This is a genomic window from Nostoc piscinale CENA21, from assembly GCF_001298445.1.
Lineage (GTDB): Bacteria > Cyanobacteriota > Cyanobacteriia > Cyanobacteriales > Nostocaceae > Nostoc_B > Nostoc_B piscinale_A.
Genome location: NZ_CP012036.1, coordinates 2,589,205 through 2,603,701, shown reverse-complemented (window position 1 = coordinate 2,603,701; position 14,497 = coordinate 2,589,205). Strand labels below are relative to the sequence as shown.

Genomic DNA, 14,497 nt, shown 5'->3' with positions numbered 1-14,497 from the left:
AGTAAAAACCATTCTTAGCTTAGTTAGGCGCTACAGAGTTTAGATTTTCGTTAAGCTGGTAGACGGAGGGGCTAGAGGCTAGTACAACAAGGCAAAAGTAAAAAGGTGAGGCAGTGCGTTGGGCGGGTCTCCCGACTCCCTCACTGCCATTAGCGAAGCGGTAGCGACGTTAGGAGCGTCACCCGAAGGGCAAAAGGAAAAAGAAAGAATAACGATACCACAAGCCTTTTAGCAATTCTAGATAGTCTCTTTATTTACGCCAACCTGTACTAGTTTTTGTTGAGTATTAAGGATTTTCCCATTAAATAAAATAAGTATAAAATTTCATACTTCATACTTCACGCTATGCCGCTAATTCTCGAAGCTAATAACTTATCCCTCAATGATGTTCATCGCTTGCTCAAACTCGAAAAGCTGGCAAATGGTTCATTCACAGACTTTTTACCTTTAGAAACACTCTCTGAGTTTGAACAGCAGGATTTATTGCGAATCAGAAGCGACTTCGAGCGTTACTCTAGTGAGGGTAAAATTTCTGAAGGCTTAGTAAAATTTTTAACCCTAGCCCCATTAATGCGGCTGGCTGGATTTTATGATGTGCCGATTCGGTTAACAATGGAAGATAGTGTGGCGATCGCAGTCGAAGATGAAGACAGAAGAATTACCGGACGGATGGATATTTTAGCCGTCAATAACTCTCAGACTCATACCACAGCACCTTTTTGGATTTTAGTCATTGAAACAAAAAATAGTGCGATCCATGTAGGTGAGGGTTTGCCGCAATTAATTACTTACGCCTTTAAAAGTTTAGAGCAACAACCATCTGTGTGGGGTTTAGTTACCAATGGACAGCTTTATCAATTTGTTCATTTAACCCGCGCCCAACAGCCTACTTATCAACTTATGCCATTATTAAATCTTAATGAATCCCCCGATGCGATCGAGTTATTACAAGTTCTTAAAGGCATCTGTCAGTTAGTTAATTGTCAGAAATAATTAACGTAGATATTAGGTAGAAGCCGCTTATGTCTGAGCCTACTATTGTAGACAGGATTCCTAGCGAAATTATAGAAGATGGTATACTTTTTCCGCCTAGTGATTTACTCAGTGACGAACCACCATTAGAAAGTGATCTCCACCGCGACCAAATTGAACTGCTAATTCGCACCTTAAAGTTATGGTGGCAAGAAAGACAAAATTTCTATGCTTCTGGTAACTTGACAATTTACTATAGCCCCAAGCAGAAAAAATCAGAAGAATTTCGCAGCCCAGATTTTTTCGTGGTGTTAGGTACAGAAAAAAGAGACCGAAATAGTTGGGTGGTATGGCATGAAGATGGCAAATATCCCAATGTGATTGTCGAAATTTTGTCAGATTCCACAGCCGCAGTAGACAGAGGCTTGAAAAAACAAATTTATCAAGATACCTTCCGCACCCCTGACTACTTCTGGTTTGACCCCGTTACTCTTGAGTTCCAAGGATTTCATTTAGTAGAAGGTAAATATCAGCCAATTACACCCACTCCAGAAGGCAAACTCTGGAGTCAGCAGTTAGAACTGTATCTCGGCGTGTATGAAGGCAAGTTAAGATACTTTACGACTGACAATCACTTAATCCCCACACCTGAAGAAAAAGCCCAGCAAGCCGAAACCCGCGCCCAACAAGCCCAAGCTGAAGTTAATCGGTTAAGGGAGATTTTACTAGCACAAGGTATTGACCCCGACCATATTTAATAGCATGATGAAGGTAATACGAAGTTTTTTAAATAGAATAAGTATTATTGACCACAAGCAGGACATCATTTGCAAGCGAAAGAGATTAAGGAGCAGTTAAAATTACTTATCGAGGAAGCATCCTTGGTAGATCAAAATCTAGCGAGAAAATTGCATGAAATTAATCGTTGGGTTAAAGATATTAAGTTAGGTTCCCTGACGGCAAAACCTTTTGTTCTGGCATTCCTGTTGGAAGTAATTACGGATTCTACCATTTGGTTAATGATTCAATCATTACCTTCAGAAGCAGAACAACAAGCTAAATTTGCCCAAATGACAGCAAATGAAAGATATTGGTATAGTTATCTTTTTCCTAAGTGGATTAATGCAACTGACACTAAATTTTATATTTGGAAACAAAAATTAATGTCGGGTGAATTTAATCAAGTGGATGATGATATTATTAAATCTATAGCGCAAGATATTGTGAGTCGTGAAGGTAGTTTTTGGCAGAGATATATTGCCGACCTTTCGATGGCGACAGACTTAATCGTTAGCAGTCGCAACAATCAACCATTATGTATTCAAATTACCAGTGTATCGGAAGAACTAAGTAATCAAAAATATCATGATTGGAAAAGTACACTTAACTCATGGGAGATAGAAAGAGGCTTGTTTGTTAGTTACAATCCTAAAGATGCAAATTTCATTAATCAGTTAGTCAACGTTGCTTTGTATAACAGTGATTATCTTGCGGAAGGCAAATATCTGAAATTTGCCTAATTTTTGATGTATTCATTCAATTAACTGCTTATCACAGCCTTTATGCCTAATCAAAGTGAAACTGCAAGCTACGAAGGACAATTAGATAAATTTGCCCAAGCTTTAGCAACAGCCCGTAAAATGCAACAAGATTGGCTAACTTATGGTTTAGATTTTGTACATATCTATGTTGAAGATGTTGATGGAGATTGGCTAGAAACCTGGGAATATGATGAGATTTTAGGGAATCAGTTATTAGATGCAGTTAAAGAATTTTTGGTTAGTGATGATATATTAGCTGTCCAGGTGAGACAGCAATTAGGTGAAAAATCGCTGTTTGATTTTGCAGTTAACTTAGCAGCTTGTGAGCGAATTGCTGAAGAGGGTGAGAGGTTATCTGCAGTGGTTAATTTATTAGCTGATGATAATGTACATAATCTAGATGTTGAAAATTTAGCAGCCCATCTGGTAGAAAGATTTTTTCGATGAAAATCCATCACCTTAGTAGTAATTTTCAGCAGTATTTTTGTTGAATAAATTCAACTTCTTTTTGAAGACCATCTGGCATGAATTAAGTCTACATAACCCAACGTTCGAGCATACTGAATGCGTTCACACAGGATATCGTAGGCGATCGCCCTGCCAAAATCGCTGTAAAGTAGCTCTAGAAGTGTGAGCATCTTGCCCCTAACGAGCCGTACTATTTCTTCCAGCCAAGATGTTTTCGCGCCTTGACCACAATTGTCAGTCCAGCCGTTGATGCTTTGAGCGAGTTTGACATATATCTGTTAACTGAGCAGATGATTTCAACGTCAAAGGGTTTGAGCTTTGCTCACTAGTAAGACTGAGTTACGCTTGAAAATACAATATTGATTTGGATCAACCTGTTAATTTTAAGCATTATTCTCGACTAACTTTATGACAGGCTCTATTACTAAAAATGGTGCTGAATTACTCTCTGTAGCTCAAGCTGCCAAATTACTTGGTGTCACACGCCAACGAGTACACAACTTAATTAAGAATGGTCAAATTATAGCTTGCAAACTTGGACGTTATTACTACATAGAAAATGTTGAAGTCGAGCGATATCAAAATCAACCGATGGGAAAACCTTATCAACCTCGTAGTACAAATACACCATAAATCTATTGACGATTGTCAATAGAGTTTTTATACTAGTTATATACAGCAAAACTCAAATATACAGTAATGCTACCTTTTCAACTGATTGCTACTGATGATGTAGAACAACAAGAATTAAAAGAAATCTACAAAAGTGAATATGGAATTCTTTATCAAGGAGATTGTCTAAAATTTCTCTCAGCATTACCGAATGAATCTGTAGATATTGTATTTGCTGATCCACCTTTTAACCTTGGTAAAGAATATGGTAAAGGCGTGATTGATCAGATGGCAGATGATGAATATCTAAGATGGTCAAAACAGTGGTTGAATCAGAGTATTCGAGTTTTAAAAAATGGTGGCAGTTTATTTGTATTTAATCTACCTAAATGGTGTATAGAATATGGTGCATATTTGAATCAGCAAGGAATGAATTTTCGGCATTGGATTGCTTGTAGAATGCCGAAAGCGTTTCCTAGAGGCAAAAAAAATGTCTCCGGCTCATTATGGATTACTTTACTACACTAAAGGAGAAGCAGCAGTTTTTAATAAGGTTTATACACCCATTCAAGTTTGCCGACATTGCGGTGGGGAAATTCGTGATTATGGTGGACATCGCAAAAAACTGAACGCACAGGGTATTAATTTAATGGATGTTTGGGATGCGCCGGAAGATGTTTGGGAAGAAACTTCTGAAGCTAACTCTCAAGATATTTTATGGACACTAGCAGAAGAAATGTGGACGGATATTCCACCAGTGCGCCATCGTCAACACAAAAAACGAGTTCCTAACGAACTTGCACCCATTATGCTAGAGCGAATTATTGCAATGTCATCTCATCCTGGACAAATTGTAGTCGATCCGTTTGGTGGATCTGGTACTACATTTTATGCAGCAGAAAAGCTACAGCGTTACTGGATTGGTTCAGAACTTGGAGATACAGATCCGGCTGTAGAAAGATTAACTGATCTCGCTAATGGAATGATTGAACAATGGGAATCAGCAAGGGGAAATAAGAAATCAAAGCAACGGAAAATCAATGCTTCACAACTTTCCATCCCCTATTCTTAATAAATATTTAAATCAGAAAATTTAGACTAAAGCACGTCCATCTGTTCCTTTAGTAAGTGTTGGGACATTACTATCTAGCTGATCATGTTCAATTACAAAAATCGCCAGAAACCCTTCTTGGAGTTGAACTGATCGCCACACATCGAAATATGGTTCTAACTCTTCGTAGTTACCAATTCTATCAGTTAAATAAGGGTAAAGTTTCCGACTGGGAAGAACTAAAGCAGCACCGAGAAAAACACCACGGATTAATCCCAGCACCATTTTATTAACTGCACGATGGCTGGAAGAAATATTTCCAGTTTCCCACTCAAGCGCAAAGAAATAATTATCAATTACTTTTGTAGCATCAACTTTTCCTGGTGATTTCGTAGCATAGTTAATGGGGGCTTCTAATCTCCATCCAAATCTATCTCTTAATGCAATCATGCAAGCTTCTTTAATAGGCTTGACACCATTACCATGCTTTTTTGGATTGATGGTAAAGCTAGATGTACCAGTAGGGTGAACAATTAGAGCGATCGCATCACGAATTTCAGAGCGAATTATAGCCCAATCACTCGATTCTTCAAAACTCCCTATACTAATTAATGAAACTTCTTGAACAATCTTCATCACAAATTCTCGCTACCACTAATTACACAAGATATTCAGCATATATTCCAGTGAAAACCGTCTTTTAGCAATGAACCAACCACTGAGCATCGACTGAACACAAAACTGAGCATATCTGCTAAGTCAACGCGCCTACGCTAGAGACATAACAAAACAGCGTGAGGTAACAGATATGACTCAAACTATAGAACGCCAAGCCGGTGGCTTATATGTTCAAACTCCTGAACAACAGCAAATTGCTTTCCCCCTGAAGCATACGGAGGTACAAGCCAAAATTGCCGGGAATATCTCGCGGGTGGAAGTTACCCAAAGTTTTGAAAATCCTTTCACAACTACCCTAGAAGCTGTTTATATTTTCCCGTTACCGGATGAAGCGGCTGTTGATGATATGCTGATTCGGATTGGTGACAAGACTATTAAAGGTAGTATTAAAAAACGCCAAGAAGCACAGCAAATCTACGAGCAAGCAAAGGAACAAGGACGCACCGCAGGACTGTTGGAACAAGAACGGGACAACATTTTTACTCAGTCCCTCGCCAATATTCAACCAGGTGAGCAAATTGATGTGATTATTCGCTACTCTGAAAGTTTGAAATTTACTGCGGGTAATTATGAGTTTGTTTTCCCGATGGTGGTTGCTCCGCGTTACATTCCAGGGATACCAATTGAGGGAAATGCAGGCGGTGTAGGTTCGGCTACTGCACCGATGACACAAAATCAAGATACAGATATAGTTCCCGATGGTTCACGGTTGAATGCACCTATCTTACCATCGGGTATGCGATCGCCCCATAATATTAATGTCACCATAGAAATTGATGCGGGGGTTGAGGTTCAAAATGTCCAGTCTCCTTCTCACCAAATTCAGATAAGTTACGCAGAAAAGCGGGTGTTGGTGAAGTTAGCGGGTGGGGACACAATTCCGAATAAAGACTTGATTTTACGCTATCAAGTAGCTGGTGAATCTACCCAAGCTACGGTACTCAGCCAAGCTGATGAACGGGGTGGACATTTTGCACTCTATCTAATTCCTGCACTCCAATACCGTCAGGATCAGGTTGTCCCTAAAGATGTGGTGTTTCTCATTGATACTTCCGGTTCACAAATGGGTGCGCCACTGATGCAATGTCAGGAGTTGATGCGCCGCTTTATTAATGGACTTAACCCTGATGACACTTTTAGTATTGTTGATTTTTCTGATACGACTCGGCAATTATCGCCTGTTCCCCTGGCTAATAATGCCCAAAATCGCACACGCGCCATCAATTATATTAATAAATTGACTGCTAACGGTGGCACGGAGATGTTACGCGGAATTCGTGCTGTGTTGAATTTCCCTGTTACAGATCCTGGACGGTTGCGGAGTATTGTGTTGTTGACGGATGGTTATATCGGCAATGAAAACCAAATCCTCGCCGAAGTACAACAACATCTCAAGTCTGGAAACCGCCTTTATAGCTTTGGTGCGGGTAGTTCGGTGAATCGTTTTCTACTCAATCGCATTGCAGAATTAGGAAGGGGTATATCTCACATTATTCGCCACGATGAACCAACGGATGAGGTAGTCAATAAATTCTACCGTCAAATTAACAATCCAGTTCTGGCTAACATTAATTTGCAATGGGAAGGTGATGGTGATTCTCCAATTATCTATCCTGCCACGCCGCCAGATTTGTTTGCGGAACAGCCGTTAGTTTTATTTGGTAAAAAGCCTGATGCGTGTGGGGGAAAACTCCACATTACGGGAATTGTTGCGGGTGGTACACGCTACCAAAATACAATTAACTTGGAATTTGAGGAAACTGGAAACCCCGCCATTGCTCAACTTTGGGGACGTTCCCGCATCAAGGAATTAATGAATAAGATGGTGCATGGTGAAACTAAGTTGGGTGTGGAAGCGGTGACAGATACGGCTTTGACTTATCAACTGTTGTCGCAATATACAGCTTTTGTGGCGGTGAGTGATGATGTACGAGTTAATCCACTTCAGGGTTCAGTTTCGGTGCAAGTACCTGTAGAAATGGCTGAAGGTATCAGCCATCAAGGTATTTATGGTAGTGTTGCTATGAGTATTGAGCCAATTAGGGCGTGTATAATGCCTGCTGCACCTCATGTAACGCCTGATACACCGGAGTTTTTGACACGCACAAGGATACCCAAAAAACAAAAAAAGAAAAATCGACCCTCTCCAGGCGCACCGGAAGCGGAGAGTTTTCTGTCTGAACCACCTTCAGGAAGGTTACAAAATAAAGAAAAGTACAGTTATGCTGATGAAAGTCTTGAAGATATAGACTTAGCAGCAGTCAACTTTGCATCAAGAATTGCTCCTGTCGTGCATTTAAAGGTTGTGAGTGTGACAGGGTTGAATGAGCAGATGATTGCGCTTCTGACTCAGTATTTAGAAGCTGTCTCATTACATACGGGTTGCTGTGGCGATTTAGTGTTTGAGTTGCAGATAAATAAGGGACGAGTGAGACAGGTGTTGTTAGATGAGCAGGCTTCTACTTTTAAGGAACAAGCTGTAATTGATGTTATCAGACGATCGCTCATCTCTTGGCGCATCCCTCAATTGCTCACAACTACGGTTTCACTAACAGTCCGAGTGCAAACATAATATAAAATTATACCGGGTTTATCCCGGTTTTTTTGTTGCAGGCGATCGCAATTCATCTTTTAACTATCACAATTGCAATTTAAATTTTTGATTACATTTCAATATTTCTTGGTTTCCAGTAATTTGGTTTGCGCTTACCATGTGCGATCGCAACATATCCGTGTGGAATTTAATGTAATACAATACCGCCCTAGCCCATTCTCTACAAGGGAACTACGGTGTATACATAAGTAGAGTTACCACGCCTTGTATAAAATACAATACTGTGAGCTTCACATAAAATTGGTATTGAATATCATATCGGAGTACCCAAATGTGTAAATTTGTACTTCATGCCAACGACAACATCTGTATTTGCGTGGATACTTAATTTAAGGTAGACAGTTGTCGGAATGCCATTAACAGTGTCATAAAGATAAGGTAAAGGATTTATCCTGGTATCCTTTACCTCAATTGTGGTTCCCTTGCTTCCAGGATAAACAAACCATACTCATGACTGAACTTACACTGCGCCTACAACAAGGAGAAACAGAAACAACGATAACAGTGAATCAAAATGAATTCACCATTGGTCGTTTACCAGAATGTGACCTTTACTTACCTTTTGGTGGCATCTCCCGAAAACACGCGCTGTTACGAAAAAAAGCTAACGGTGCATGGGCTATTGAAGATTTGGGTAGTAAAAATGGCACGCAAGTTAATCAGAGTTTTGTGACTGCCACACGAGATTTACAAAATGGCGATATTATTTGGTTAGGAAACATCAGCTTGGTAGTAGTGTTGGTCAATCCAGTCATACCAATCAAACCTCCACCACCAATTGCTGATAATAATGAACAACGAACCATATTACGCAACGTCAAACAATTACAACAGCAGTGGATAGCAGCCGAAAGTCAAGATGATGATATTACTACTAAAAACAAAAGCATCGCCCGCCTTAAAGACTTGGTAGATATTGCCAAAAATCTCTGTGCAGCCGCATCAATAGAAGAAATTTTCTCCCAAGTCCAACAAGTAGTGTTTCGTTATCTCGACAGTATTGACCGCTTGGCTTTATTAATTGATGTGAATGGCTGCAATCATTTAGAATTAGTTAATGCTGGGACGAGAAATGCTGCGGAACAAAAATACTTAGCAGCTGATGGTAGTTGGATTAGTCGGAGTATTTGTCAAAAAGTATTTGAAGAAAAAGTCGCAATTCAAACTGCTGATACACATAAAGATGAAAGATTTGCCGGCGAACATAGTATTTTAGTCAAAGGTATTCGCAGCGCAATGGCTGTACCCTTGTGGGATGAAAATAAAGTTGTTGGCGTTCTTTATGCTGATGCCCATCTTTCTTCTTATCATTGGGAAAATGATGGTGAAGAAGAACTCAGCTTTTTTTCAGCTTTAGCAAATTTGGTGGCTTCGAGTGTCCAGCGTTGGCTATTAGTAGAAAAACTTAAAACCGAAGAAGTAATTCGTCACCGCTTAGAACGTTATCATTCCCCTGCCGTTGTACAGCAGTTAATTTCTGTGGGTGGTTTACCCGATGGACGTTTGCCGACAACAGAAAGCGAAATTAGTATTGTATTTGCAGATTTAGTCGGGTTTACAGCACTTTCAGAAAGGTTAACACCAAAAGCGATCGCCCAACTATTAAATAATTTATTTGAAGAAATGCTGCAAGAAGTATTCGCCTACGGTGGCACTTTAGATAAATATATTGGCGATTGTATCATGGCATTTTTTGGCGCTCCCGAACCACTGCTAGACCATGCAGACCGCGCCACCGCCGCCGCCAAAGGAATGCTCACACGTCTGCAAAGATTGAACGCCAAAGGTTTTTGGGAAGAACCTCTACAATTACGCATTGCAATTAATAGTGGTAAAGCCGTCGTTGGTGATGTTGGCAGTTCCCAAAGGGTAGATTACACCGCCCTAGGCGCTACGATTAACTTAGCCGCGCGGATGGAAGCTGTTTGTCCCCCTGGGGAATGTGTAATTAGTGAAGCCACCTATCAAATGCTGACAGATGCTTCAGATTTTCAAGAAATGGGTGATCATCGGTTTAAAGGTATTGATAGATTAGTCAAGGTTTATCAAACAAAAATGAGTTAATCTTATTGCCTCCAAATTTCATTTTTGTATCGGTATTTTCATAATAGTTAATTACGAATTGGCATACAATACTTGTGGAGGTAAGATTATGACTCAAGCTTTGCCTAAATTATTTACCTTCAATGAATTTATTGAATGGTATCCCAACGATAGTAAACTCTACGAATTACACAGGGGAGTAATTTTTGAAATGCCACCTCCAAGCGGATCGCATGAAAAAGTGATTGCATTTTTGTCGCGTAAATTAACAGTGGAGTTTGATCGTCTGAATTTACCTTACTGTATTCCTAAAACTACATTTGTGAAAACTCCATCTGCTGAATCTGCATATTTACCTGATGTGTTGCTGCTAAATCTTGAGAATCTTGACAATGAACCGCTTTTTCAAAAGTACTCAACAGTCAGTCAAGCCGCATCTGTTCCTTTGGTAGTTGAGGTTGTCTCGAGTAATTGGCGTGACGATTACTACAATAAATTTAGAGATTATGAGGAAATGGGAATTTCTGAATATTGGATTGCCGATTATGCTGGATTGGGTGGTAGAAAGTTTATCGGAAATCCTAAACAACCGACTATTTTTGTGTGTGAGTTAGTTGATGGTGAATATCAAATGACTCCGTTTCAAGGTAACGCTAGTATTGTCTCACCTACTTTTCCGCAATTAAATTTAACTGCACAACAAATTTTTGATGCGGCTAACTAATAAGTGGTTACGCAAAATTATTTATGTCATTGCGAGCAAAGTGATAGCGTAGCGCGGCAATTGCCAGGACTTGGCGATTGCTACATTCCGCTTTGCTCCATTCGCAATGACGAATGTATATTTAATTTTGCATTACTACTTATTTTGAGCTAACAACATCCGCGCTTCAATTGCTTCCCAGGTTTGAGGAGACACCCGCACGGCTGCTTGTTTGCATTGGATGATGAGGTGATTTGCATAAAGATAATTTTCTAACGCTTTATGTTCTTCCCTAGAGAAATCGATCATATCTGGGATAAGGTTGAATATATTAAGTAGAGTTTGTTGCAGACGTTGAGCAAACGGTGAAAAATCTTGCAGTGATCTTGTATTATTAGAAATTTGAGCTTTCAACTCTTCTAATTGAGAAATCATCAGTACACTAAAGTTGAAGTTATTGAAGATTTCTAGTTTTTCAATTTTCAGAATATGAGCAACTGTGTTAGAGATACCATTCGCATCAGGAACAAAAATCTCATCTGAGATATAGTGAATGTCATCAATGATGTAATCAATGTTGTCAATAATGTTATTACTTATGAAAATTGCATTTGCTTCAGCTATTGCTAGAGCTGTCTCAGAGATAAAGGCAATACCTCCACTTCTGCTTATTCTGTATTTTCTGATATTCACAGAGATGTCTCTATCGGCTTTAATATCTATTCTGGAAACAGACCTAAGTTTTAGATATTTGGAATAGAGCAGATTAACATTATTGGTTGTGTTAGCGATAGCAGTCGCAATAGCAATTGCCACCGCACGTTTACCAACTGATTTATAATCTCCTGGTGAGCCAGCCGTCATTTGTTCCGCCCAGTTTAATAAATCTCGCAACTTGGGTGAGTTAATATACTTGTGCGCTTCCTTTTCCATCAACAACAGCAAATCATCTGCACCACTACGCATCAAACCAGCGACAAGTAAAAATACTTCTTTCCAGCGTTCATCTGTCAGGTGTACAGTAACTAATTTCTCAACTAGGCGATGGTCATCAATATATTGTGCTGTTAAATATTCTTGTAGCGTGAGGTGAGAAAAAGAAAAGATATCTTCGGCGCGTTCTACTAAAATTCCCTGCTGCACAGCAATAGCATTCAGCACCGCTTCTCCATCTAAATGTTGCGGTGCATTTAAATTACTTGCCAGAAAAGATTTGATTTGCTGGACAATATCACGCTGAGAAAAGAACAGTCTGTCAGATTCAAAACCTGTATAAGCAATTTCTGATAATAATATTTCTTCTAATTCTGTATGCAGTCCTTGATATATTTCATCTCGCAAAATTCGCTTTTCTGAAGCCCATTCTTCTAACAATATCCGCAAAGCTTTTTTATAAAGCACACTGCGATTATCAGGAAAGTTTTGGGAACGGTCATATACTAAACACAGAAATGTTAGTAATAAAGGTGTGTGTCCTAACTCCTTAGCCGCAGAGTTTTCTGATTTTTGTAATAATTCCCAACATTTATCGCCAGTCTTGGCTTGCTTATCTGCTTCTGATTGAAACCAATTAGCAATGAATTGCTGCATCTGCTCATCATCAAAATCTGCCATAATCACATCGCTAAAGCGGCGGAAACAGTTACGGTGAGCAGCAGTACGACATGAAGTAATAAAGCGATTACCATCATATTTATCAACAAAGTTTTGTATTTGGTTAATTGCTTCAGTTAAGTTTTTAGTTGGTATTTCATCCAACCCATCTAATAAAATTAGTAGTTTACCTGCTTCTAAAGCCTTAGCTGTAAATTTATCGGCTGATGGAAAGCCACAAATACTAAATTCTTCTGTAATGAATTTTTCAATATCTACATCACTAGAGGTAAATCTTTTTAACTCGATAAATACAGGGATACAGTTATGTTGAAATCCTCCTCTTTTTCCTTTCAATGCTTCTAGTCCCATCTTCCGCAAAAATGTAGATTTGCCAGCACCAGGGCCACCAAGTACCATTAAATATTGCTTTTGATTAGCAACTTTAATACCTACTTGTTTAGGCGCATCTTTAGCTTGAAACCTGCGGCTGTTAGCTTCTCGATAAAATTTTTCTAAGTTCTCTATAGATTCAAAACTTTGAATTGCATCATCATTTAAAAAATTGCACTGCTGTATAAACAGATTCCAAAGTTACAGGTTCACGCATTCCTAATACTTTGAGAATCCCGTGTCGTTCTTGGTAGTTCTGTACATATTGTTTTGATGCTGCAAAAATTAGTTCTTGAGTTTTTTCGTCTAAAGTTTTGCCAAAAAATCTTAAACCTCTACCGCCACCTTCCCAAAGAATTTGAAAAATCGGTACAGCTACCCCACTAACAACAGATATTGCCCAAGGTTCCATTCCGGTCATAGGATTTAAATCTAAGTTTATATAATTATTGGACGAGCTAGAAGCTCATCCTACAAGAGTACATAATGTAATATTTTACGATTGCTACGCCAGAAGGTGATGTGGTAATCCTAAATTATTTGTGAACAAAAAGATCCCCGACTTCTTAAAGAAGTCGGGGATCTGAGGCTCTTGATTTTTAATAAGTAAAAATCAGCTTTTACTTTAAATACTGGTTATTACAATATTCTAGAGTTTCTTTAATAGCAACAACTTCTACTATAACTGGTTTGTCGTTAGTACCGTTGATGAGAAATTCACTAGCACCAACATGAGGCTTTTTCGGATTTCCCCAATCGTATGTATAACCTAAACCAGTCCAAGGATAATATTCTTTTTTATCATTCTCAAAAGAGTTTTGATAAATATCGTGCAGCAAAGAATTACTTTTAATTACAGGAACAGGTAAAACATTGCAAGTCGAATCGTTAATTTCTGGGTCAATACATGGTCTGCTTAAGTCTTCTGCTTTGACCCACATTTCTACAAAGTGGGTTTTATTAGCACTTTTATTTAAAATCAAGCCTAAATACTGCTGTAATCTCAAAGCTAACATTACATTTCCTGTTAAGTTAATTCCTGTTCCTTTGCAGTTTTGGCAAAATTCTTGGACTTGGGGAAACGCTGTTAACCAAGTTTGACGGCTGATTTCTTTTGTGCCTACAGGCCAGTCTGTACTAGGATTTGGTGTATATAGCCAACTCACCATCAAAAATTCTGTTTTACCGTCCCGTTCTCGCGTTTTAATTTTGGAGTTAGTGGTGGATAATGCCCAAAGGTTATTGATTACTTTATCTTGACTTGGCTTTTTAGCATCTTGAATAGATGCGTCTAGTTGCTTTTTCAAAAAGTTGTAACTTTCTGGTTTATTTTTATCTAAATATTCATATACATAAGGTATGGTTTGGGACTGTGCAAATAATTGCTTTGGTGAATTAGCCGCTTGCCGAAGATGATTTTCAGTAGCAAATAAACTTGAATAACTGACTGATAAACCAACAGTAGTCAAAGTTAAAAATATAGATTTATTAATTTTTCTCATAGCAAATTTCCTGCTATTAAATAGCAATATTGGCATCAACATAAAGATTGAGTCTGATTTTATAGTGGGTTTAGAGAATGCGCCACTAAATTCAAACTTTTTAATTTTATTTACTGGTATAAAAATTTTGCGTTTCGCTGGTAGTCTTCCTGAGAGTTGGATGAACTACAAAAGCGCGATCGCCAGCAGAAATACAGTAGCAAAATCTTGGTATTTATAGCGATACAAAACTTATCAATATTTACAAGTATCGCTGTTGCAATCAAGAGTTCTTTACACCGTAATTTCACGATTATTTACTGTTATTCTGCCTCAGTATTTGGGTAA

13 protein-coding genes and 1 pseudogene are annotated in these 14,497 nt (G+C 38.7%); 9 read left to right on the top strand and 5 right to left on the bottom strand.

What is annotated here, in order from left to right:
• Positions 1-345 precede the first annotated feature (345 nt).
• From ACX27_RS11460 to ACX27_RS11445, 4 genes are all read left to right on the top strand, one after another.
• A complete protein-coding gene (locus ACX27_RS11460) occupies positions 346-993 on the top strand; it encodes a hypothetical protein (RefSeq protein WP_062292243.1) in 648 nt (215 codons plus the stop codon).
• A 29-nt stretch (positions 994-1,022) separates the two neighbouring features.
• On the top strand, positions 1,023-1,730 hold the full coding sequence (locus ACX27_RS11455) for a Uma2 family endonuclease (RefSeq protein ID WP_062292241.1): 708 nt from the start codon (positions 1,023-1,025) through the stop codon (positions 1,728-1,730).
• Between the two features lie 69 nt (positions 1,731-1,799).
• A complete protein-coding gene (locus ACX27_RS11450) occupies positions 1,800-2,492 on the top strand; it encodes a hypothetical protein (RefSeq protein WP_062292239.1) in 693 nt (230 codons plus the stop codon).
• A 42-nt stretch (positions 2,493-2,534) separates the two neighbouring features.
• On the top strand, positions 2,535-2,960 hold the full coding sequence (locus tag ACX27_RS11445) for a hypothetical protein (protein WP_062292237.1): 426 nt from the start codon (positions 2,535-2,537) through the stop codon (positions 2,958-2,960).
• Positions 2,961-3,010: 50 nt separating this feature from the next.
• Here ACX27_RS11445 and ACX27_RS32365 read toward each other — a convergent pair whose 3' ends face one another.
• Positions 3,011-3,151 (bottom strand): hypothetical protein, encoded by a 141-nt coding sequence (locus ACX27_RS32365; RefSeq protein ID WP_158507372.1) that lies wholly within the window; start codon positions 3,149-3,151, stop codon positions 3,011-3,013.
• 238 nt (positions 3,152-3,389) lie between these two features.
• On the opposite strand from ACX27_RS32365, the gene ACX27_RS11440 reads away from it, so the two are divergent.
• Both ACX27_RS11440 and ACX27_RS35700 read left to right on the top strand, forming a co-directional pair.
• Positions 3,390-3,614: a helix-turn-helix domain-containing protein gene (locus ACX27_RS11440; RefSeq protein WP_062292235.1), complete on the top strand. Its 225-nt coding sequence runs from the start codon at positions 3,390-3,392 to the stop codon at positions 3,612-3,614.
• Between the two features lie 66 nt (positions 3,615-3,680).
• Positions 3,681-4,665 (top strand): annotated as a pseudogene (locus ACX27_RS35700) (DNA-methyltransferase).
• A gap of 21 nt (positions 4,666-4,686) precedes the next feature.
• Here the strand turns inward: ACX27_RS35700 and ACX27_RS11430 are convergent.
• Positions 4,687-5,280, bottom strand: a complete 594-nt coding sequence (locus ACX27_RS11430) for a PDDEXK family nuclease (protein ID WP_062292232.1) — start codon at positions 5,278-5,280, stop codon at positions 4,687-4,689.
• A gap of 172 nt (positions 5,281-5,452) precedes the next feature.
• Here ACX27_RS11430 and ACX27_RS11425 point away from each other — a divergent pair, with 172 nt between their 5' ends.
• From ACX27_RS11425 to ACX27_RS11415, 3 genes are all read left to right on the top strand, one after another.
• On the top strand, positions 5,453-7,894 hold the full coding sequence (locus ACX27_RS11425; protein WP_062292228.1) for a VIT domain-containing protein: 2,442 nt from the start codon (positions 5,453-5,455) through the stop codon (positions 7,892-7,894).
• Positions 7,895-8,386: 492 nt separating this feature from the next.
• Complete coding sequence (locus ACX27_RS11420; protein WP_062292224.1) at positions 8,387-10,000, top strand: adenylate/guanylate cyclase domain-containing protein; 1,614 nt, start codon at positions 8,387-8,389, stop codon at positions 9,998-10,000.
• Positions 10,001-10,088: 88 nt separating this feature from the next.
• Positions 10,089-10,703: a Uma2 family endonuclease gene (locus ACX27_RS11415; RefSeq protein WP_062292221.1), complete on the top strand. Its 615-nt coding sequence runs from the start codon at positions 10,089-10,091 to the stop codon at positions 10,701-10,703.
• Positions 10,704-10,838: 135 nt separating this feature from the next.
• On the opposite strand, the gene ACX27_RS11410 is transcribed toward ACX27_RS11415, so the two are convergent.
• The 3 genes from ACX27_RS11410 to ACX27_RS11405 all read right to left on the bottom strand — a co-directional run bounded on the left by ACX27_RS11410 (position 10,839) and on the right by ACX27_RS11405 (position 14,170).
• Positions 10,839-12,695: an NACHT domain-containing protein gene (locus ACX27_RS11410; RefSeq protein WP_235526598.1), complete on the bottom strand. Its 1,857-nt coding sequence runs from the start codon at positions 12,693-12,695 to the stop codon at positions 10,839-10,841.
• 133 nt (positions 12,696-12,828) lie between these two features.
• Positions 12,829-13,089 (bottom strand): hypothetical protein, encoded by a 261-nt coding sequence (locus ACX27_RS33680; RefSeq protein WP_235526597.1) that lies wholly within the window; start codon positions 13,087-13,089, stop codon positions 12,829-12,831.
• Between the two features lie 199 nt (positions 13,090-13,288).
• Complete coding sequence (locus tag ACX27_RS11405) at positions 13,289-14,170, bottom strand: hypothetical protein (RefSeq protein ID WP_062292218.1); 882 nt, start codon at positions 14,168-14,170, stop codon at positions 13,289-13,291.
• Positions 14,171-14,497: the final 327 nt, after the last annotated feature.